Below are 21,140 nucleotides of genomic sequence, written 5' to 3'. Positions count from 1 at the left end.
CCAAATTTTAAGTTATTGAAGTTTACTAATATGAGTCTTACTCCTACTGTCGTTAAAGAAAAAGCTGGTCAGACCATCACGCAGCACTATCCCAACTATAAAATCATTGTGTTGAATGACGATCACAACACTTTTCCTTATGTAATTGAGTGTTTGCTGAAATATATCCCTGGAATGAATGGCGATCGCGCTCGCGAATTAACCGATCAAATTCATTTTGAAGGACAGGCAATGGTTTGGGTTGGCCCTCAAGAACAAGCAGAACTATATCACCAACAGTTGAGCCGTGCAGGATTAACTATGGCTCCCTTGGAACAAGCGTAAATGATGCTGATAATTTTGATCATTAATAATTTGTGAATCTGGCAATGATACCATTCATAACTATCAGCTATTTTAATTCAAATACAAGGGCAAACATTTATGTCTTCTGATGGTCGCTTGGTTTGGAATCATTCAACGCATCTTCCTGGCTTGATTCCGATCTTGGAAAAACTGATCGAGTGTCCAGGAATCACTACTGTAACCCCTGGCCGAATTAAAAAAACCAGAAGTCACATTCCCAAAATGAAGCTGAAAATATCTGTCCCCATCAGAGGTGGTTATAAAGTTATTGCTCGTCAGGGAAAAACCGTACAGGAAGTGTTTATCCTCAGTACTCTAGAACAGTCAGAGTTAGAGCAGGCGATCGCTAATTTATGCTAAATCGGCTCGGAAGTAGGAAATAGGAAATAGGAAATAAGAAGTAGTATTTTAAAGATGCCCTAACGTTTTTACGTAGGGCTATGTTTAATAGTTTGCTTGCTTATCTAGTTTTTGTTGTCCATGATGATTGTAGACTCAGTTTTGCTTAAGGTTGGCATTGTTGGTACGGGATACGCAGCCAGAAAAAGAGCAGAAGCCCTCAAATCCGATCCACGCACAGAATTATTAGTGGCAACGGGAAACACCCCTGTAAAACTACAAGAGTTTTGCCAAACATACGCTGTGTCAGCAGTTGATTCCTGGAGTGAATTAGTCAATTTACCACAGCTTGATTTGATTTTTATCTGTACGATTAACCAAGGGTGTGGTGCGATCGCCAAAGCGGCGATCTTAGCGGGAAAGCATGTAGTAGTTGAGTACCCCCTAGCATTAGAAGTTGAAGTTGCTCAAGAAGTGATTGAGTTAGCCGCCGCCAAACAAAAGTTACTTCATGTTGAACATATCGAGATTATTGGTGGTTTACATCAAGCGCTTAAGCAATATTTACCGCAAATTGGTAAAGTCTTTCATGCCAGCTACACTACTATTGCTGCGCAACATCCTGTTGAACCAAGCTGGAAATATCATCGGCAACAGTTTGGTTTTCCCCTCTCCGCAGCATTATCGAGAATTCATCGCTTGACTGATTTATTTGGCACTGTGGAGAAAGTTAGCTGCGATAATCGCTATTGGAATTTACCTAATTCAGATTCCGCTTATTTTACCGCCTGTTTTTGTCAGGCTCAACTTAGCTTTCACAATGGCATTACAGCAGATATTACCTATGGTAAAGGAGATATCTTTTGGCAAAGCGATCGCACTCTGGAAATTTATGGTGAAGCAGGCAAAATTAGGTTTAAAGGCGAAAAAGGAACGTTAATTAACGCAGAAAATGAGCAAGATATTCCTGTAACTCCTCGTCGTGGTTTATTTGCTCAAGATACGGCAATGGTTTTAGATTATCTATTGGCACAGAAACCGCTTTATCTACAGCCTCAAGCTAGTCTTTACGCCCTAAAGGTGGCAAATGCTGCCCGTGAATCTTCCTCCACCAAACAAACAATTTATCTTGATTAAAATAAAGCGATCGCTTTACCCAAACCCTCAATGAATCTTAATAAAATTGAGAATCCACTGTTACTAATGCTACAAATCATTATCGATGTTACTTTTATTAGTTACTCTAAAAGATAAGCAAGTCTACTCCTGTTGACTTTTTTATCAACAATTGAGAAAATAGAGATATTGCTACTAAAAAATCATCATCGTAATTAGTCATTTGACCAATGAGATTAAAATAGAGGGCATAAAATCAAAACTAATTGCTCAACCAGTTTTTAAAACTATTTTCTACTTTACATAATTATCAATTGAGGCATTCATGGCAACTCGCGCAAACACTTCTAGTAATACTAGTAATGCTAGTAATTCGGATAAAGACAAAGCTCTCAACTTAGTTTTAAAGCAGATTGAGCGCAATTTTGGTAAGGGTGCAATTATGCGTTTGGGTGATGCTGCCCAAATGCGGGTAGAAACTATTCCCAGCGGAGCATTAACCCTTGATGTCGCCCTAGGAGGTGGCTTACCCAAAGGCAGAATCATTGAAATATATGGGCCAGAAAGTTCAGGTAAAACAACTCTTGCCCTTCACGCGATCGCCGAAACCCAAAAAGCAGGAGGAGTAGCTGCCTTCGTCGATGCAGAACATGCTTTAGATCCGACCTATTCGGCAGCATTAGGGGTAGATATTGAGAATTTATTGGTAGCACAGCCAGATAACGGCGAATCGGGTTTAGAAATCGTCGATCAGCTAGTGCGATCGGCAGCAGTAGACTTAGTAGTAGTAGACTCCGTAGCTGCATTAACTCCTCGCGCCGAGATTGAGGGCGAAATGGGAGATAATCAAGTCGGCTTACAGGCGCGTTTAATGAGTAAAGCCTTAAGAAAGATTGCGGGTAATATTGGTAAATCGGGAGCTACGGTAATCTTCCTCAATCAGCTACGGCAGAAAATTGGGATTAGTTATGGTAGTCCTGAAGTAACTACTGGTGGTAATGCCCTCAAGTTTTATTGCTCGGTGCGCCTAGATATTCGTCGCATACAGACTCTGAAAAAAGGCAATGAAGGGATGTATGGAATTCGTGCCAAAGTTAAAGTTGCTAAAAATAAGGTTGCACCTCCTTTCCGTATTGCCGAATTTGATATTATCTTCGGTCAGGGAATTTCTACCATTGGCTGTTTGTTAGATTTAGCAGAAGACTTGGAGATCGTCATCCGCAAGGGTGCGTGGTATAGCTACAAGGGCGAGAATGTTGGTCAGGGTAGAGATAATACGATTAATTACCTACAAGAAAACCCCGAAGTGGCAGCCGAAATAGAAGCGAAAGTCAGAGCGGATATAAAAGAGGGGAAAAATGCAGCACCAGCATCTCCTAATGCCTTTCATGATGATGATGACGATGCGGATTCTGAAGAAGAATAATCGTCAGGAAATAAACTGAAGTGAAATTAAAGCGGTTGTTCTCTATAGAGCGATCGCTCGCCCATATCTTTTAGTAATTAAAGCTTGTTGGATGTCCAAAAAAACATGGCAAATCCACCAAATATAAACACAATAAGACCAATTAAAATACCTCGTATACCAAATTCTACATTACCCATTCTTTTGTCTAGCTGCTCTGTTTTAACTTCTAAAGCTTTAATATTGCCTTTAATTTCTGTTTGACCTATTTCTAATTTGTCTATTTTTTCATCTAACTTATCTATTTTTGTTTCTAGCCTGTCAAACTTGTTGTCTAGTTTGTCTAATACCCGAACTAAATCAGTTTGAATGATTGGGTTATCCATTGTTATTATTGATTTAAATTGTAAACAGGTATTTCTCAGGAATTAGCCGTTATGAGAAATATAGTTATTTTATAGCTATTAGCTTTTAATCTTTCTCTACACTTTTGTAAGTCATTCATGATAATGCTCAAAATATGACTACAATTTGGATCTTTAGTTTATTTTTCATCTTTAGCTTGATCGATCCGAAATAGAAACACCATCAGCGCAACTACTCCAATCTGGAGAGCAAAGTTCGGCAAGTTATTTGCCAAATCTTGACCTGCTGCTAACTTTGCCAAAAATACAAACGCGCCAATTAAACCCGATGCGCCAAAAGCAACATAGAAAAACTTGCGCAAGCCTCTGTAGGGAGCTTTAGATTCTGCTTTCAAACGAGCATATTTCTCAGGGGAAAGGTTATTTTTTCTGGCTCGTGCTAATTCTTCGGGGGATAAATCTATCATTCTTGCTTGTATTTATAATTAAAAAAATTAAGTCAAATAGTTGCTATTAATACTCATATTAGCGAAAAAAAGAGAGGTAAGCCGAATCTCAGCTACCTCTACTCTCTATTACTCGATCATTCTTGAGTTTATCTAGCTTGCTTTTGAGGAGCAAACTAAACTATGGACCCAATTACTGAACTACAACCTTACCAACCATGCCAGCACCACGGTGAGGCTCACAGTAGTAAGAGTATTCACCAGCTTCGTTAAAAGTGCTTTCGTAACCATCTCCAGGGGAAAACACGAGGTTTTTGTGAGATTTGTCAGCCGCTTTTTCAAATACTACGTTGTGGGGAGACATTTTGTTATTTTCCCACTTCACTGTATCGCCAGCTTTGATTGTTACCGTAGCAGGGTCAAACTTAAGCATTCCATTATCAGTACCCATTTTTACAGAAACAGTTTCTGCTGCTGCGGGGTTAACGCCGAGGAAGAAAGTGGATACTACTAATACTAGTGCGGACAATAACAAGGTTATTCTTTTAGTCATTTTGTTGAACTCTCTGTTGTCAAATATGATTTTTTTTAAGGAGCGATTCCCAAAATCTGGATTTCAGACCCGATCTAAAACCTATTTACTTCAATTAAAAATTTAGAGCTTTAAATAGGCTTAATCCCTACTTATATATATTACTACAGAAGTTTGACGACTTGTAGAACTTCTACGACTTGTCTTTTGACAGTTTTGTGTGGATCACCGAATATCGAAAGTTGACCACAATCAGCTTGTGATTGAAATATATTTGTTTTCAGAGGAGAAACCATGTTTGCCAAACTTATATCAACGTTGTTAGTATTTTTAACTGCTGCAATGTTCACCTTTGCTACTCCTGCTCTCGCGGGGGATGCTGCTAGTGGAGGTAAAATTTTTAGTGCCAACTGCGCTGCTTGCCATGCAGGGGGAAAGAATGTGATTAATGGAGCTAAAACCCTGCAAAAAGAGGCTCTCGATAAATATGAAATGAATTCCCTTGAGAATATTATCTACCAAGTGAATAATGGTAAGAATGCGATGCCAGCATTTAAAGGTCGTTTAACTGATGCGCAAATTGAGGATGTAGCAACCTATGTTTTGTCTCAAGCGGAAAATGGTTGGTAATTTTAATTACTTGTTTAAGTGAAATTAAGATTTAGCAGTTAAAGTTTAATAAATTATTGATTGTCCTCAGTTTCTTAGATTAGAGATTGGGGATATTTTTATCAATGATCAGTGAACATTGAACAATTGATTAATCAGGTTTAATATCAAGTCCGCTTGATTACTTCTTGTAAAATCTTTGCCCCAAACTAAGCGGGATAAACGTCTTTGCGTCTTGGCGCGAGTTTTATTGCAATTGTCTAAACGGACTTCGTATAAGACCTCTGTTCATTGCTCATTGTGACTGATAGCTTTTGGTGAAACAATAAAGAGTAATCAGCAGAGTAGAACGATCATGGATAAAGGCAAAATAGTGGCAATCATTACGGGCGTAATTTCAATTTTAATTGCGATCGCTTATTTAGTAGTCGTGCAGCTCATTGATTTTCGGGGGGAAATGATTCCTGCACCTGTCGATCAATTATCAATTATCAATTATTTATTAGCTAACTTGACTCTAAATTAATTAAAGTCCGTATTTACACGCTCAACAATTGGGAGCGATTCGTGAGCCTCTGAAAAAACACTATGGTGGAAGTAAGACAGCAGGCTTATGTTAGATAGGTTAATTTAGTCGCCAAATACCCTATGTTGAGGGATAAAAGTTATTGCCAAATAAGCCAAGAATTTTCTTTTATTGAAAGTCTAAGCTTATCTCGTTCTAAGAATCGTCATTCTCCATCAAATTTAGGCAAGCTTAAGATCGATCGCGCTCTTAGTTTTCAGCAACAAAGAATATCCCATGATGGTCATGATGGTCAAATTTCAGTAACTAAGACGCAAAAGACTCAGAAACAGCCATCCGCCATTGTTACTACTTCTAATACGGCGACGACGATCGATCACAATTGGTATCAACCTACAGCCGACTACAGCTTAAATCTGGCAGAAATAATTCATGCCACTAAAAATAATTACCCAGAGTCAAATTTAAGGTCAAGTTTGAACTCATCGACTCCCAGTGATTATTTGGGAAAAATGCTGTTTGCTCTTGCCTGTAGCTATAGTTTATTTGTCCTTTGGTGGCTGTTTGGGCATCAGGGTCAAAATTTACTGATCGGCTTGATGGGTGGCAAGAATGTGGTGCTATCAAAGTCTGACGTTGAGTTTATTGACTACATGGAGCGATCGCTTAATCAGATAGATCGTCAAGTTGCAGCCAAGCAAAAAACTAACGAGCAGGTGGTTTATGTTCCCGTCTATACCCCCGCACCGACAACACCGAATATAGCCAGCAGTAATAATAATCTACCTTTGGCTTTACCCAACAGCAGTATTTCAGATATTCCTCCACCTCAGCTTGCACCTGCTGAACCCTTAGCCATTCCCGCTCCTCCTCCTCTACCCGCACCCACTCCGATCGCAGATCATGCGGACAATTCAGCACCGAGTAATCAAGTGGCGATCGCCCCCAAACCAAAGATCAACCATACATTAATGGGAGTCTTAGAATTAGGAGGCGATCGCTCAGCAGCATTGGTCAAGGTTCAAGGTCAAACTAGGCGAGTTTGGTTAGGAGAAGAAATTAACAGCGACGGTTGGATTTTAGAATCGATCGCTAATCAGCAAGCCAATATTAGCTATCAAGGAGAGGTTCGTTCTATCTCTGTCGGCGAAACGTTCTAGAATATGACATAAAGCCAAGTATTTGAGAACTAAATGATGGGTTTATTTGATGACATTAATCAATTTTTAGAAGAGCGACTCGATGAATTCTTGCAGAACAATCCCCATCTTGAATTACAGGCATTAGAGGAGCAATTACGCGAACAGGAACAAGATACCGTTAAGCTGATTTCTCGACTTCAGTTAGAAGAAAAAAGCCTCCAGGATCAAATTCTGGCGATCGCCAATGATATTCAAACTTGGCACGGTAGAATTGGCAAGGCGGAGAAAGCTAATCGACAGGATTTAGCAGATGCAGCCAGAGAGCGAGAAGCTGAATTACTTAGGCAAGGCAATCAAATTTGGGGACAGATGGCGGGGGTTAAACAGCGCACCACCCAAGCTAAAGAATTGCTATTACAAGTTAAGCAAAAGCGTCAAGAGCTTAAACAGTCTGCTCAAGCTCAAGCTCAATCTACTAGCACTACCAAATCCTCTAGTGATACGATTGGCTGGGATCGGGGTGCTAATCCTCCTCAGTATGGTCGTAGCGCCGATCCTTTAGAAGCTGAATTTCAAAAATGGGAAGTGGATGAAGAGCTAGAGCAAATCAGAAAAAACCTGAATTAGTAGCTGACGTTAACCACAGAAGAGTTAGTAATTACAATTATGTTGGGAGGTTGGGAGGTTGGGAGGTTGGGAGGTTGGGAGAATTATTGCCCCAAGTCCCCACGTCCCCAAGTCCCCAAACCCCTACATAAAACCTCTAGAATAAATTAGCAGCTTGAGTAACATCCTTAAGCTTTATGACTTAAAGAGTTTAAAAGTAGCTTAGTTGCTTGCTCTGCTGTTAGGGGCAAACTAAAAAAGTATCCTTGCATGTAGTCACAGTGCAAAGTTTTTAACAAGTTCTTGAGCTGTTCAGATTCTACCCCTTCCGCAATGATTTGAAGATTTAAGCCTGCTCCTAAAGTGGTAATTGCGTTGATAATAGCGAAGTTACTAGAGTCAAAACTGAGATCTTGGACAAAAGAGCGATCGATTTTAATCGTGCTAAAAGGAAAGTCTTTAAGATAGCTCAGTGATGAGTATCCCGTGCCAAAATCATCCATGGAAAGAGAGATCCCCATCTGATGCAGACTCAATAGTATCTGTTTAGCCAGATTAGTGTTGCGCATCGTCGCTGTTTCGGTTATTTCCAGTTCTAAGTAATTGGGACTTAGTTCTGTTGAACGCAAGATTTGCTTTACTGTCTGTACCAGATCGTTGTTGTAAAATTGGCGAGCCGATAAATTGACCGAGACGATTAAGTCAGACAAGCCCATATTTTGCCATGCTTTTGTTTGAGCGCAGGCGGTTTGTAATGCCCAAGCTCCAATATCGACAATCAAACCGTTTTCTTCGGCGATGGGAATAAACAAATCAGGATAAACCATGCCCAGATCGGGTTGCTGCCAACGGAGTAAAGCTTCTAGTTTGACAATTTTGTTAGTCTGAACCTCGACGATTGGTTGATAGCAAAGAGTAAACTCTTGATTCGCTAAAGCATGATGCAGGCTGTTCTCTATACTCAGCAATTCGTGAGCTTGAGAATTAAGCCTCAAGGTGTAGTGTTGATAATTGTTGCGACCTTTTTCTTTGACCCAATAAAGAGCTACATCAGCATTTTTGAGTAAAGTTTCCGCATCTTTACCATCATCAGGAAAGACAGCAATCCCTAAACTACTAGTAATATGCAGATAGTGTCGATCCAGCTTGAATCCAGGCTTGAGAGCTGACAAAATTCTTTGGGCGATCGCTGTTGCATCATCTCGACAATTGATTTCAGGTAGCAGTAGGGTAAATTCATCCCCACCCCAACGAGCAATAATGTCTTTTTCTCTCACGCAACGTTCTAATCGCTTGACCACACTTTTGAGCAATAAATCCCCAATTGCATGTCCTAAAGTATCATTGATCGTCTTAAAACGATCTAAATCGATAAATACTACTGCCAACATCTGATTTTGCTGCTGAGCCTGATTCAAGGCTTTAGCTAATTCGCGATCAAATAGAGTTCGATTGGGTAAATCAGTTAGAGAATCGTGAAAAGCCTGATGTTGAATGATCGTCTGAGCTTTTTTGTGTTCGGTTACATCTCGAAAGCTCAAAACCTGTCCCATTGCCTGCTCTTGAAGTTGCTGTACCTGAGAATAGCACTCCAATACTTTGCCGTTTTTTAGTTCTAAAGAATTAAATTTAGGAGAATTAAACTGAGCATATCGTTCTTTTAAGCTGTTGGCATAGGGTTCAGTAAGTTCGGCTAAAATCCAGGTCAAAATTTGGTCGCGATTTAGCTCGATCTTGTTGGGCAATCCCCAAATGTCAATAAATTTTTGATTATAGTTGATTACATTTCCACTCTCGTTTAAAACCAAAATGCCATCTGCTGTGGCTTCTAAGGTAGCTTGCAGCAGAGAAATTGCACTAGCTAGCTGGTGATTAACCTCTAAGAGAATTTGATTTTGTTCAGCTAACTGTTGCTCTTGCTGATAACGGCGTAAAGCTTCTTCAACGGTAAGAATCAAATCTGTTTCCGCCCAAGGCTTAGTCACATATCGATATAAAGCCGCAGCGTTAACCAAATTACCCACCGCATCGGCATTGGCTTGCCCTGTTAGGAGAATTTTTAGCGTGTCAGGATAGAGAGCATGAAGCTTAATTAATAACTCATCTCCCATCATCTCAGGCATAATTTGATCGGAAATAATCAGGGGAATCTGGATTCCCTCCGCCACTAATTCAGCACAAAGAGCGATCGCCTCCGCTCCACTATCTACTAATTCAATTTCATATTTCTGACCTAAAGAACGTTTAAGCTGTTCTCCCAGACTACTTAAAATTACAGGTTCATCATCAACGCAGATAATTGCTGCCCTACTATCATCAACATTAGTACTTAACGAAGCTTTTGATTGCCAAGCAGAATTTTTAGTTTGATTATTGCCCATGTAAATTGTATGTCCGACAAGACATTATTGCTACTGGTGATAGCGATCGCTAATCTCCACTGTATTTATAAGTTCCCGAAATGACGACCAAAATTATCACTAACTTGAACAAGATTACCAAAAATTAGCTAAGTAATTTTACTTGTCTCTCTTGATTCAGCTTGCCGTTGGCAATTTGCTAGGACAAACTAGATAAATTGTTTGGCTAGCTGTTTACTTTATGAATAATTATCAACCACCAACCCAAGAGGAATCGCCAAATCTACTAGAATCAGTGGCTACAGAACGAATCAAAGTAGCATCCACAATTATTGATAAAATTCGCTGTTCTCAAGATATTCAAACTATTTTCACGATCACGACTCAAGAAGTACGTCGCGTCTTAGAATGCGATCGCTTGATCGTTTATCAGTTTAATGATGACTGGAGTGGTCAGGTTCTGGCAGAATCCGTGGGTGCTGGCTGGGTTTCTTTACTAGTTGAACAAAATAACTATGAAGTGTTAAATAACGGTCATGTTCAACAAGATCGCTGTCTCTTAAGAGATTGGTCAAAAGGTGAACAGGGGGATATTCTCCAACAAGATAGTTTTCTGCAATCAACTCAGGGAGGAAAATATGCTCACGGACAAAAATTCACCGCAGTAGAGGATATTTACACCAAAGGATTTCCCGATTGCTATATTCAAGCTCTAGAACAGTATCAAGCCAAAGCTTATTTGTTAGTTCCAGTTTTTCAGGAGCAAAAACTTTGGGGTTTGTTAGGTGCATATCAAAATCAATCTACGCGCACCTGGTCAGATTCTGAAATCGAATTGATGAGGCAAATTGCGACTCATTTAGCAGTAGCTTTGCAACAAGCAGAATATATTAATCAGCTCAAGCTGCAAACCAGAGATTTAGAAATAACCCTCAAAGAGTTAACGCTAGCTCAACAGCAGCTAATTCAACAGGAAAAGTTGGCTGCCTTAGGACAATTAGTCGCTGGAGTTGCTCACGAGATCAATACACCATTAGGCGCGATTCAAGCCTCAGCAGGCAACAACACCAAGGCTTTGATAGCGGCGATCGCCGAATTACCCAAGCTGTCGGAATTTTTAAATCCAGCAGAAAAAGTATTGTTTTTCAAACTGATTGAAGAGGCGATGAGAAGTAAGCCTATTTTTTCTTCTAGCGAAAAACGTCCTCTTAAACGCCAAATTACCGAGCAACTCAAAGAATATCAGGTTAATAATGCACGCAATATTGCCGATCTCTTAATTGATATTGGAGTTGTCCAAGAGGTTGACAGCTATTTACCTCTGCTACAGCATGGAAAAGTTAGTTGGATTTTAGATTTAGCTTATAATCTAACTCGTTTGTTGAACAACAACAAAACCATTCTGACTTCAGTCGAAAAAGCGTCTAAGGTTGTCTTTGCCCTAAAGAACTACGCTCGCTTTGATGCTAGTGAAGAAAAACAACTAGCTCAAGTAGAAGATGGATTAGCAACCGTCTTAGAAATTTACCACAACCAATTAAAACATAACATTGAGGTCATTCAGCATTATCAAGATCTGCCTGAAATCCTCTGCTATCCTGATGAGCTAATTCAGATCTGGACTAATCTAATTCACAATGGCATTCAAGCTATGAAACAGGGGGGAACATTAACTCTGACAACTGCTTTAGAAAATGAGGGCATTAAAGTAGAAATAACCGATTCAGGTTCAGGAATTCCTCCTCAAGTCAAAGACAAAATATTTGAGGCTTTTTTCACGACTAAACCGACAGGAGAAGGAAGTGGTTTAGGTCTACATATTAGTAAAAAAATTGTTGACAAACATAATGGCACTATTACTGTAGCCAGCCAACCAGGACATACTAAATTCACTGTTTGGCTACCTTTGAGCAATGATCAGTGAACAGTGAACAGTGAACAGTAATCAGTAATCAGTAATCAGTAATCAGTAATCAGTAATCAGTAATCAAACCATGAGTGAATCTGCAATTTTATGTGTTGATGACGAGGTTGTTATTCTAGACAGCCTAAAAGAACAGCTAAAACGCAAGTTTGGCGATCGCTTTATTTATGAAGTGGCAGAAAGTGCCGATGAAGCTTGGGAAGTAATTAAAGAACTACAGGAAGACGAAATTCAAGTAATCGCGATCGTCTCAGATTGGCTAATGCCTGGCATTAAAGGGGATGAGTTTTTAATTCAAATTCATCAGCAGTTTCCTAAATTGATTACGGTCATGTTAACTGGGCAAGCAGATGAAGAGGCGATTGAAAGAGCCAAAGAACAAGCAAATCTTCATGCTTGTCTATATAAACCCTGGACAGAACAGGAATTAACCCAAATTATTACTTCTGCTCTAGAGCAAGCAAAATAATTCAATTATCTTACTTTACGCTTTAATCTGTTTATCAACTTCAGTCTGACTAGCAACTTCTGAAGCTTGTAAAGCCTTGGCTTGGTCAATTAAAATCGCTGTCTGGGTTAAAGGATCTGAGGCTAATGCATCTGACTGTCTAAATAAAGCAATTAAACCCTGCTCATAATTAGAGGCGATCGCTAAAAACGCTCCTGCCAATATATAAATTGGCAGTGGCAAGATAAACTGCTTGAGCCAAATACTAAACTCTGCCAGCACAAACAAAATTGCCACACCAAATAACCAAGCTTTAAACATTACTTCTCTTTTTGAATAAATTAATCAAATTCTTGATGATTAACTGTTAATTGTCAAGAATTTGATGATCCCAATTTTCGACAATAGCTGGTTCGATCGCTAAATTTCTCATTACTTTTGCTCAAGAGCATTACCATCCCCAACTGCCTGTGTCCCCTTTAAATGGCCCTACTATGTCTTGAGTTATCCAGCCACCATAAAAGTCTCCAGCTTGAGCTTGAACCAGTTCACCATCAACATAACAAGCATCCATTTTACTAGGATAAAAAGCAACATAATCTTTAATGGCCGCAAATTCTGCTGTTGGCTGAGGATAATACCAAGCTGCATTAATTACTTCTCGATCTTCAACCTGCAAATTGTAATATGCTGCTATTCCTTTCCATTCACAAAACGATTTCTTAGACGCAACTGGCTTTAAATATTCCAGCTTAATATCTTCTGGAGGAATATAGTAAGAGGGAGGATGACTAGTTTCTAACACTCGATAAGTGTTACTACTTTGGGCAATGATAACTTCATTAAAAACAATTTTAATTTGCTTGTGCGATCGCTCGTTCCTAGGTGGACGAGGATAATCCCAAACAGACTCCTGTCCAGGCTGTGGCTCAATACGTTGTGGATAAATCATTTAGCGATTACTGATTACTGATTATTTGCGACGCGAAGCTAGTCCTTTAGGGCGAAGCTTATGCTAAAGCACTAGCTACGCGTCGTCCTTTAGGACTAATTACTGACGTTGTCCTAAAAGATACTGCTTCGCATATGGTATAACGCTTAGCGTCGTGCGTCGCCCTTGTGGTATCACTGATTAACCATTGGTGACAAGTTAAGAGACTACGATGTTTGTCAACTAGTGTTGAGCTATAAGCCGTAAGCTATAAGCTTTTAAAAAATTTTTCAGGTACTTTAACTGTTTAGAAAGCGATCGCTTTTTATTGAGTTTAATTCCATATAAGCGTGTTTACAAATTTACAAAACACTATCTGTAGTAGTTGACTAAAATCAGTTAATCTTAAGTTGTCATCAATGCTGATTAACTGGTGGGCATTATTTAGGCAATCGGTCTTGATTATTGTCATTTTCGATGCCCATTCTACACCTGGCTGAGTAGTAATCAGTAATTAGTAATCACTACTCATCCTTGAACAATTTGCTTAATTGTGGTGAAGGTTTCGACGCTAATTAAACCTTGTCGATAAGCTTTTTGGTTTGACATACCTAAAAATACATCACTTCCTTCTTCGGGAATACGCGAAAACTTAGGAGAAGTATTAATATAAGCCAGCGCGCTATCAATACCTTGAACAAATTGCCTTCCTTCCTGGTAAGATTTGGTGACAATTGAGTCTGCATGACCACTACTGTAGCGGTTAATCCAAAAGACTGCTTGAGATAAACTATCTATACGGCGAAATGCCACAATCTTAGTTAAATATGGTTTACTCCATTCTTGGGGTTTCATTAGAGATAGAAACTCAGGAAACTGCTCTACTAATGCATCATCTCCCCGCAGTTTGAATCCTGACTGTTGCAGGTTATTAAACAACGATTGTAGCAGCGAAGGCTTGATTTCCTGGTTGATTAATACTTTTTCAATCGCATTGACTGCATCTGGTTCACCGTCATGACTATTAACAATCATCTGGCGAGTTAGCTCTAAACTACCGCTTTTTGACCAATATAGATAACAATTACCCATGGCAGTTCTCAACACTGTTGTCGTTGCTTTTTCGGCTACCTGTTGCACAAGACTTGGGCGACCATAAGGTATAACTAAATTAATATAACGATCCTGGGTAACCAGCTCTTGCACTGAAATACCTAAATCAGAAATACTTTCAAATGTGCCTGAAGGTAACTCCGTCGATGCTAATGCTGTCTGAATGATGCTGGCAATAGTCTGGTTGGAATTACTAGCAGTACTGCAACCCCTTGTGATTAAGCTATTGCCTGTTTTCAAACAAAGTCCTGCCACGATCGCTGCTAATTCAGGAAAGGCTTCATGAATCAAGGCAACTGTTCCCAAAGGAACTAGCTGACAATAAGTTTGAGATGGTTCTAACTGATAGGGCGCATTAATTAAGCGTCTAGTAGGATCGGCAGCTTGAGAAAGTCGCTTTAAGATCGCCACTGTCGTTTCCACTCTTTCTGGCGTTAGCTTCAGCCAGTCAGCTATCGGCTCGGCGATCGCCATTTCGCGACTCATTTCCAGGTCAAGCGTATTAGATTCTAATATTTCATCGCCATTGTTTTCTATTGCTTCGGCGATCGCTAATATTCCTAGTCTTCGTTTTGAACCCGATATTTGAGCAAGTTTGATAGCAGCTTTGTGGGATTTTTGAACTATGGCCAGCACTCGATCTGATGAACTTTCTATTTCTTTGCTATTAATGCCCATAGATTACAAACAGCGATACAACTTAATAAGATAATAAGATGAGCGAAAAAAACACTACTATCCAGCAAATGCTACTCTGAGCATTCAACCAAAGCAACACTCACGATAGTATCATTACTACCAAAAGACTCAAACCAAATAGCAAAATAAAAATAATTATGAGATACCCCTGCGTCCATCGTGCATAGGCATTTTGCCAACGATGACCTGTCCATCTCCAAGATTTTTTTTGGTAAACAAAAGATAATTGTTCTATTACCTGACCATCTTTTTTGACAGCGAATATCTGTTGACAGCGATCGCAACCTAGCGCCTCAGTCAAAATAATCGGTTTTAACTTCCCGTTTCTTCGGCAAGGACAGGGGTACTCGCAAGTTAAATCTATTTTGTGTATTTTATATGGACGCACTCTAATCGACTGAGATTAATAACGTTAGAGGATAAATAAACTTGGTTATCCATTTATATTCAAATGCAGATCGTATCTTCTTTTGCCCTCGCCCCACTCCTCAAATCCAATTTTAATTAAACTATTAGATGTTGAGCATTAAGTTATGCTTTTATTCTAATTCAAATAAGCGGGTGAAGGGATTCGAACCCTCGACATTCACCTTGGCAAGGTGACGCTCTACCACTGAGCTACACCCGCATTTTAACTAATTCTTTGAGAATTGTTATGATGCACAAGTATTTAAAGTTTGTGCTGTTTCCTTGCCATTTATTAGTATGGCAGATGATCGGCAATTTTTCAAGCAATTTGAGCAAGTTTATTTATTAGGGTACAGAAATTACTCGATCCAATCATTATCTGGCCCAGAATCGACTTGCTTTTGTAATAAAGATACAGCTAGAGCGATCGCTTTACTGGTTTGCGGATTACTTTCTTGGTCTAAAGCAGTTTGCAGTGCAGGAATAGATTGGCGCTCGCCAATTTTCATTAAAGACAAAGCAGCTGACTGGCGTGTTTCTGCTTCAGGGTGATGGAGTAGATCTATTAAAGTAGGAATTGCAGGCTGATATTTTAAATTACCCAAGACTGCTGCTGCCTCACTCCGAACATCAGCTACGGTATCCTGGAGGGCATTTACTAGTAAATTTAATGAGTGGGTATCATGACGATCTTCTTGCACCACTTTGGCGATCGCTCCCACCACGGCAGCTCTAACTGCTGGCGAGTCTGAATTGTAAGCGGTATACAATTTATCTTTGGCTGGAGCGCCGATAAAGGCTAAACCCCAGGCTGCATGACCTTTATTACTTTCACTAGAATTGGGAGATGCTAATACCTCTAATAAAGGCGTTACAGAAGCGATCCCGATCCGAGCCAGTGCGCCAATCGCTGAGGCTTGTACCACCGTATCTTCATCGTTAAGCAAAGCGTGAATTAAATGAGGTATGGCGACGGGATCTTCAATTAAGGTTAGAGTTTTGCCCGCAGCTCTTCTAACTACCTCGTTAGAGTGATGCAATAAGGCATCAATTAAAGTGTCTACCGCAGGTTTTCCCACCACTCCCAAGGCTTCTGCAAAGCCTAAACGGACTAAACCTCTGGTATCACCTAAGCATTCTACCATTTGCTTGATTAGCTGTTGGTCTTGATGATTAAAAGTACCGTTAGCCAATTGCTGATTTACCCTGCTTAATAGTTCATCTGTTTCTTCATGAGAAAGCAACAAAGTTTGACTATTTCTGGCGGGATCGGGAGTATTTGTCATTTAACTACTCGCGCTTAAATTAGTCTGCTGTTCTTTAAGTCGTTGTAGCTTGGCATCAATATCTGCTAGCTGTGGCTCCAATTTTGCCATGGTCGCTTTTTTAGAAAGCTTGGCTTTTTTGGCTGCTTCTGTCGTTTCGCTAATTAGGCGATCGCGATATTTTTCAAATTCAACAATTAGTTCTGCTAAATCTGTGGCTGTCACTAGATTTTCTGTCATCTGCTTAATGTTTTTTTACTAAATTTTGGCTACTCAATGAGTTTAAATTCATGTCGATTTTCGCAAATCGTTTTTCTACAGTAAACTACCGACGATGAACTAAGACAATAAGCTTTAAACTATTTATTAATTAGAAACGATTATAAAATTTCCTTGAGTAATGGACAATAGATTTTCTAACATATTTAATTTAACGGAAGACCAAGCGATCGCTCTGTTGAAAAAACCGTTAAATACAGAAGATGGGACATCCGAGCGTTATGTTGGTGCTGCACATTTAATTAATTTTCCCACGGAAAGATCGATCAATGCCTTAATTGAAGCAATCAAAGACTTGGATCCAGCCTTAGAAAACCGCATCGCCAGAAGAAAAGCGGTAGAAAGTTTGGGGCGTTTAAAAGCGACTCAGGCATTACCCATACTTAAAGTTTGTTTAGCGGATGCAGATCCCTTGACCGTTGAAAATGCGGTTTGGGCAATTGGTGAAATTGGTACAGAAGATCAATCACTCCTCGAAGCGATCGCCAATTTATTAACTAAACCGAATCAAACATACCGCGTAATTATTCATACTCTAGCAAATTTTCATTATTTACCCGCGCTCGAACGGATCAAACCTTTTACTAGCCATGATGATAAATCTATTGCTAGTGCTGCGCTCGCTTCTGTAGCACGTCTGGGTAATGACTACAGTCAAATGAATCAAGTTGTAGAATTTCTCCAGCATGATGACATTAACGTTAGACGCGCCTGTATTCAGGATTTAATCGACTCTGAATATTATTCAGCCATTGACGCGATCGCCAAAGCGCCGATTTCTATTGCCTTCCGTTTGCGGGGGATTAGACTTTTAGCTGCTAAAGGTTTGGCTATAGGTAAAATCAATTTTGCTGAGATTGAACCTAGTTTAGATCGTATAATTCGCGATCGCCCTCAAGATATCGATCTGGTACATGAATACGATCGACCACCCGAACTAGAATTCTTGATTAGAGAGCTATATCACACTGATTTTGGGCGATGTTACCTAGCAGGAAAAACACTACTCGAAATCTATCCTCAAGAGGCAGCAGAAGCTCTTTTACAAACTTATCAGTCAGAAGCTCACAATGATTATGGCGCACATTTTCATGTAATAAAGCTACTTGGGTTACTCCAACATCAACCCAGCTACGATTTAATTGTCGAAGCGTTACATAATACTTCGCCCCAGTTCCAGAAGTCTCGCGCCGCTGCGGCGATCGCTCTTGGTAATCTGCAAGCTGTTCAAGCTATTCCTTTGCTGAAACAAACTCTTGATACACCCATCTTCGATCTTAAGTATGCTTGTCTATTGGCACTGGAACAACTGGGCGAGAATTGTTGGTCTGAAGTAGTAGACGATCAAAATCTGCTCATTAAGACAAAAGCTAACTATAGACTAAACTCTAATGTGCAGTGAGATCATCTAAGTTGATCTGTTCTTGATCATGGCAACCAACAGCAGCATCGATTCAATTTGGCAAACTCCCTCGCAACCACCTAGATTGAGAGATAGTCTGGTTCATGTTTGGCGCGCCAATTTATCCCTATCTACCTCAGAAATTGAGGAATTAACGACTCTTTTATCTCCTGATGAAATAGCTAGAGCTAATAAATTTCGTTTCTTTAAACACAAAAGCAGGTTTATTGCAGCCAGAGGAATTTTAAGACAATTATTAGCTAATTATCTTGATTTAAATCCGCAAAAGATTACCTTTGAATACAGCGATCGCGGAAAGCCTCACTTGGCAAAAGATTTATCTTTACAATTTAATCTTTCTCATTCTCAGGAATACGCCCTTTTTGGCCTCACCCTCAATCATCTGATTGGCGTTGACATTGAATATCAACGAACTATGCTCGATGCGCTTAAAATTGCTCAACGTTTTTTCTCTGCCAGAGAATACAAGATGCTAGAAGAAGTCTCCATAGAGCAACAACCAAAATTATTTTTTCAGCTTTGGACAGCAAAAGAGGCTTACCTAAAGGCTACTGGCACAGGTTTATCAGCTTCTTTAAACAGTGTTGAGATTGCTTTGAATCAAAGTAAATCTCCTTACCTATCAACACTTAAGAAAGATACAATAATGAACTGGTCGCTATATTCTTGTACTCCAGCAACAGATTATTTAGCAGCGATCGCCATTAATGCTCAAATACCAGTTCAATCTATTAATTATTGGCATTGGTCAAAAGAGTTTTTTAGTACAATTAATTTTTAAGTTAGATTATCCATAGCGATCGCAAGTTGTAAACAATAACTTCTGAAAAGTCCATAAGTATTAAAATCGATGTATGATTTCTTATGAATTCTTAATATTATAGTAAGCAGGATTTAGCAAGAGAGAATTTCTATGACGACAATCACCTTTGCCAAGGAAAATCAAGAAGTAATTGCTGCTCAAGGGTCAAATTTGCGCGAAAAAGCTCTTCAAAACCGAGTTGATATTTACACCCTGGGGGGAAAACTCAGAAATTGTGGTGGCTATGGACAGTGTGCAACTTGTATTGTCGAAGTTACTCAAGGGATGGAAAACCTATCTCCCAGAACAGATTTTGAAAACCGTAGATTAAAAAGAAAGCCTGAGAATTACCGATTGGCATGTCAAACTATGGTTAATGGCCCAGTCACGATTATTACCAAGCCCAAGCCTGCTAAAAAGAAGAAATAAACGTAGTCTATGCAGCTATTAACCTAAGATAATGATATTCTATATATGAATGTTGTTTTAATAATTGCTTACTTAGGAGCTGCTGTTTTATGGAAGTTAATGATTTGGGATTTGTAGCTACTATCCTATTTGTTTTAGTTCCTACTGTCTTTTTACTAATTCTCTTTATCCAAACTGATAAAGATCAAAGAGAAGGTTAATTTAAATCTAAAAAATAAAATAATCTTAGTTTAGTTATTGAGTCAAATAGTGGCTTAAGAAAAATTATTCACTGATTGTAGAATTCAACTATTTATATGTTGTTTGTCGTACCAATATATTGGTGAGTTATTTTTTCCTAAGTTTCAACCTGGCTCTATTTTTATGCCCCAACGTATTTAGATAATTTATTTTAAGCTTCAATAGACTGCATAAATTGAATTATTGTCTGAAAATCTGCTTCAATTAAACTTAAATTGTCAGGAAGCAAGACAGGTACATGAACAAAAATACAAGGTAAGTATAATTTTTCTGTTTGTATATACTTCAATACCCGATAATACAAGCCTTCACAAACAAACTTGCCCGCATTATGGCTAATATTAGTATCGTTCAAACAATTTACTAGCTCATTCAAATTAACTTTAGTAAAAGCGCAGTCTCGATCCCATGATGCACAAGATTCTAAAGAGAGTTTACTTCTTGACTCAGCCATTCCACAACAAATAATTCCATGAGGATTAATTACTTTAATGGCATCGATTACTTGTTGTGTAGCTAATTCTATATTGACTGGAAGTTGCCTCAAAAACAACAATGAGTTTAATTTAAGCTCCTGCACTCTATGAATATTAACTGAATTAATTAAATTTAGCAGATCATCCGAAGAGTTTGATTTTTGATGAGGTAGCCAAGTTTGAAAAGATGTCAACAGAATTTTGCGAGGCATTACTTTATTTTGAAGTATTTTTTCTTATTTAAAACATTTTAAAGATAAAGTCTAGACCCCAATAAAATAATAAAAATTATGGAAATACAATTTAGAGAATTTAATCCTTTTGATTTATGGATTTGGTTAGAATTTCCCACTGTTCCTTCTCGTATGGAACAGCAGTACATTGAAGAACTTTTTGATTCTTGGTTTTATCTAGGCAAGTTGGGCGGTTTTAATGCTGAAAATCTTCCAATACAAGATGCTGGAATAGAAATTAGCTACATGGACTACGATCATTCGCAATTAGAAAATGCTTTGATGTCACCAATGCACAATATGGGCGATATTGAATATCTCGGTGTTTGGGGTAGATGTTGGTTCGATCTTGGTACGAGTGATTTAATCGCGATCGATGTTTTAATTAATTCAATTTATCAACTTAGTAAAGAATTTGTGCAAATAAATAAAATTATAGTTGGAGGTCAAAATGAGGATTGGCCAATTAACGAAAGTAGTAAATCTACTGTTAGTCAATAGCAAAACCCCCGAACTTAATTAATCATGGTGAAGTTCGGGGGTTAATTGCGGGTAAAAAAGGAACCTGGCACTGAGCTATTTTCCCGAGGGGCTACCCCCCAAGTATCTTCGCCGCAACAGCGTTTCACCATCGAGTTCGGGATGGGGTCGAAGTGGGTCCACTGCGCTACTAGCACCA

General features: G+C 39.1%; 25 protein-coding genes, 1 tRNA gene, 1 rRNA gene and 1 pseudogene. 15 read left to right on the top strand and 13 right to left on the bottom strand.

What is annotated here, in order from left to right:
* Positions 1 to 30 precede the first annotated feature (30 nt).
* From clpS to recA, 4 genes are all read left to right on the top strand, one after another.
* On the top strand, positions 31 to 324 hold the full coding sequence (gene clpS, locus KME09_00695; protein ID MBW4532434.1) for an ATP-dependent Clp protease adapter ClpS: 294 nt from the start codon (positions 31 to 33) through the stop codon (positions 322 to 324).
* Between the two features lie 99 nt (positions 325 to 423).
* Entirely contained in the window at positions 424 to 705 is a 282-nt protein-coding gene (locus KME09_00690; GenBank protein ID MBW4532433.1) for a DUF2103 domain-containing protein, read from the top strand.
* A gap of 120 nt (positions 706 to 825) precedes the next feature.
* Positions 826 to 1,821 (top strand): Gfo/Idh/MocA family oxidoreductase, encoded by a 996-nt coding sequence (locus KME09_00685; protein ID MBW4532432.1) that lies wholly within the window; start codon positions 826 to 828, stop codon positions 1,819 to 1,821.
* 304 nt (positions 1,822 to 2,125) lie between these two features.
* Complete coding sequence (gene recA, locus KME09_00680; protein MBW4532431.1) at positions 2,126 to 3,226, top strand: recombinase RecA; 1,101 nt, start codon at positions 2,126 to 2,128, stop codon at positions 3,224 to 3,226.
* Positions 3,227 to 3,303: 77 nt separating this feature from the next.
* On the opposite strand, the gene KME09_00675 is transcribed toward recA, so the two are convergent.
* The 3 genes from KME09_00675 to petE all read right to left on the bottom strand — a co-directional run bounded on the left by KME09_00675 (position 3,304) and on the right by petE (position 4,569).
* Positions 3,304 to 3,591 (bottom strand): hypothetical protein, encoded by a 288-nt coding sequence (locus KME09_00675; GenBank protein ID MBW4532430.1) that lies wholly within the window; start codon positions 3,589 to 3,591, stop codon positions 3,304 to 3,306.
* Between the two features lie 158 nt (positions 3,592 to 3,749).
* Positions 3,750 to 4,037, bottom strand: a complete 288-nt coding sequence (locus KME09_00670) for a DUF3493 domain-containing protein (GenBank protein ID MBW4532429.1) — start codon at positions 4,035 to 4,037, stop codon at positions 3,750 to 3,752.
* A 172-nt stretch (positions 4,038 to 4,209) separates the two neighbouring features.
* A complete protein-coding gene (gene petE, locus KME09_00665; GenBank protein ID MBW4532428.1) occupies positions 4,210 to 4,569 on the bottom strand; it encodes a plastocyanin in 360 nt (119 codons plus the stop codon).
* Positions 4,570 to 4,842: 273 nt separating this feature from the next.
* On the opposite strand from petE, the gene KME09_00660 reads away from it, so the two are divergent.
* From KME09_00660 to KME09_00645, 4 genes are all read left to right on the top strand, one after another.
* Positions 4,843 to 5,178, top strand: coding sequence for a c-type cytochrome (locus KME09_00660; protein ID MBW4532427.1), 336 nt, complete (start codon positions 4,843 to 4,845; stop codon positions 5,176 to 5,178).
* Between the two features lie 334 nt (positions 5,179 to 5,512).
* Positions 5,513 to 5,683 carry a hypothetical protein gene (locus KME09_00655; protein ID MBW4532426.1) on the top strand — a complete coding sequence of 57 codons (171 nt, stop codon included), beginning with the start codon at positions 5,513 to 5,515 and terminating at the stop codon, positions 5,681 to 5,683.
* Positions 5,684 to 5,805: 122 nt separating this feature from the next.
* Positions 5,806 to 6,843, top strand: coding sequence for a hypothetical protein (locus KME09_00650; protein MBW4532425.1), 1,038 nt, complete (start codon positions 5,806 to 5,808; stop codon positions 6,841 to 6,843).
* A 36-nt stretch (positions 6,844 to 6,879) separates the two neighbouring features.
* Complete coding sequence (locus tag KME09_00645) at positions 6,880 to 7,452, top strand: TIGR04376 family protein (protein MBW4532424.1); 573 nt, start codon at positions 6,880 to 6,882, stop codon at positions 7,450 to 7,452.
* Positions 7,453 to 7,619: 167 nt separating this feature from the next.
* Here KME09_00645 and KME09_00640 read toward each other — a convergent pair whose 3' ends face one another.
* Positions 7,620 to 9,812 carry an EAL domain-containing protein gene (locus KME09_00640; protein ID MBW4532423.1) on the bottom strand — a complete coding sequence of 731 codons (2,193 nt, stop codon included), beginning with the start codon at positions 9,810 to 9,812 and terminating at the stop codon, positions 7,620 to 7,622.
* A gap of 220 nt (positions 9,813 to 10,032) precedes the next feature.
* On the opposite strand from KME09_00640, the gene KME09_00635 reads away from it, so the two are divergent.
* Entirely contained in the window at positions 10,033 to 11,715 is a 1,683-nt protein-coding gene (locus tag KME09_00635; protein ID MBW4532422.1) for a GAF domain-containing protein, read from the top strand.
* 70 nt (positions 11,716 to 11,785) lie between these two features.
* The gene (locus KME09_00630) at positions 11,786 to 12,184 is read left to right on the top strand and encodes a response regulator (GenBank protein ID MBW4532421.1); all 399 of its coding nucleotides are present in this window, start codon (positions 11,786 to 11,788) and stop codon (positions 12,182 to 12,184) included.
* A gap of 15 nt (positions 12,185 to 12,199) precedes the next feature.
* Here the strand turns inward: KME09_00630 and KME09_00625 are convergent, their stop codons facing one another.
* The 7 genes and pseudogenes from KME09_00625 to KME09_00595 all read right to left on the bottom strand — a co-directional run bounded on the left by KME09_00625 (position 12,200) and on the right by KME09_00595 (position 16,819).
* Positions 12,200 to 12,484: a hypothetical protein gene (locus KME09_00625; GenBank protein ID MBW4532420.1), complete on the bottom strand. Its 285-nt coding sequence runs from the start codon at positions 12,482 to 12,484 to the stop codon at positions 12,200 to 12,202.
* Positions 12,485 to 12,614: 130 nt separating this feature from the next.
* On the bottom strand, positions 12,615 to 13,115 hold the full coding sequence (locus KME09_00620; GenBank protein ID MBW4532419.1) for a DUF427 domain-containing protein: 501 nt from the start codon (positions 13,113 to 13,115) through the stop codon (positions 12,615 to 12,617).
* A gap of 507 nt (positions 13,116 to 13,622) precedes the next feature.
* On the bottom strand, positions 13,623 to 14,864 hold the full coding sequence (locus KME09_00615; protein MBW4532418.1) for a gamma-glutamyl-phosphate reductase: 1,242 nt from the start codon (positions 14,862 to 14,864) through the stop codon (positions 13,623 to 13,625).
* Positions 14,865 to 14,907: 43 nt separating this feature from the next.
* A pseudogene (locus KME09_00610) lies at positions 14,908 to 15,294 on the bottom strand (hypothetical protein).
* A 168-nt stretch (positions 15,295 to 15,462) separates the two neighbouring features.
* A tRNA-Gly gene (locus KME09_00605) sits at positions 15,463 to 15,534 on the bottom strand.
* Positions 15,535 to 15,673: 139 nt separating this feature from the next.
* Positions 15,674 to 16,600: a HEAT repeat domain-containing protein gene (locus KME09_00600; protein MBW4532417.1), complete on the bottom strand. Its 927-nt coding sequence runs from the start codon at positions 16,598 to 16,600 to the stop codon at positions 15,674 to 15,676.
* Entirely contained in the window at positions 16,601 to 16,819 is a 219-nt protein-coding gene (locus KME09_00595) for a hypothetical protein (protein ID MBW4532416.1), read from the bottom strand.
* Positions 16,820 to 16,979: 160 nt separating this feature from the next.
* Here KME09_00595 and KME09_00590 point away from each other — a divergent pair, with 160 nt between their 5' ends.
* From KME09_00590 to KME09_00575, 4 genes are all read left to right on the top strand, one after another.
* Entirely contained in the window at positions 16,980 to 18,260 is a 1,281-nt protein-coding gene (locus KME09_00590) for a HEAT repeat domain-containing protein (protein ID MBW4532415.1), read from the top strand.
* A 28-nt stretch (positions 18,261 to 18,288) separates the two neighbouring features.
* Entirely contained in the window at positions 18,289 to 19,062 is a 774-nt protein-coding gene (locus KME09_00585) for a 4'-phosphopantetheinyl transferase superfamily protein (GenBank protein ID MBW4532414.1), read from the top strand.
* 132 nt (positions 19,063 to 19,194) lie between these two features.
* Positions 19,195 to 19,512, top strand: a complete 318-nt coding sequence (locus tag KME09_00580) for a (2Fe-2S)-binding protein (GenBank protein ID MBW4532413.1) — start codon at positions 19,195 to 19,197, stop codon at positions 19,510 to 19,512.
* 89 nt (positions 19,513 to 19,601) lie between these two features.
* Entirely contained in the window at positions 19,602 to 19,712 is a 111-nt protein-coding gene (locus KME09_00575; GenBank protein ID MBW4532412.1) for a photosystem II reaction center protein M, read from the top strand.
* 191 nt (positions 19,713 to 19,903) lie between these two features.
* Here KME09_00575 and KME09_00570 read toward each other — a convergent pair whose 3' ends face one another.
* A complete protein-coding gene (locus KME09_00570; protein ID MBW4532411.1) occupies positions 19,904 to 20,440 on the bottom strand; it encodes a peptidase C15 in 537 nt (178 codons plus the stop codon).
* Between the two features lie 78 nt (positions 20,441 to 20,518).
* Between KME09_00570 and KME09_00565 the strand changes: the two genes are divergently transcribed.
* Positions 20,519 to 20,962 carry a DUF3531 family protein gene (locus tag KME09_00565; protein ID MBW4532410.1) on the top strand — a complete coding sequence of 148 codons (444 nt, stop codon included), beginning with the start codon at positions 20,519 to 20,521 and terminating at the stop codon, positions 20,960 to 20,962.
* A gap of 62 nt (positions 20,963 to 21,024) precedes the next feature.
* Here KME09_00565 and rrf read toward each other — a convergent pair.
* Positions 21,025 to 21,140 (bottom strand): 5S ribosomal RNA (rrf, locus tag KME09_00560); the annotation flags it as partial.

The organism is Pleurocapsa minor HA4230-MV1, assembly GCA_019359095.1.
GTDB lineage: Bacteria > Cyanobacteriota > Cyanobacteriia > Cyanobacteriales > Xenococcaceae > Waterburya > Waterburya minor.
This window is presented reverse-complemented; position numbering and strand designations above follow the sequence as displayed.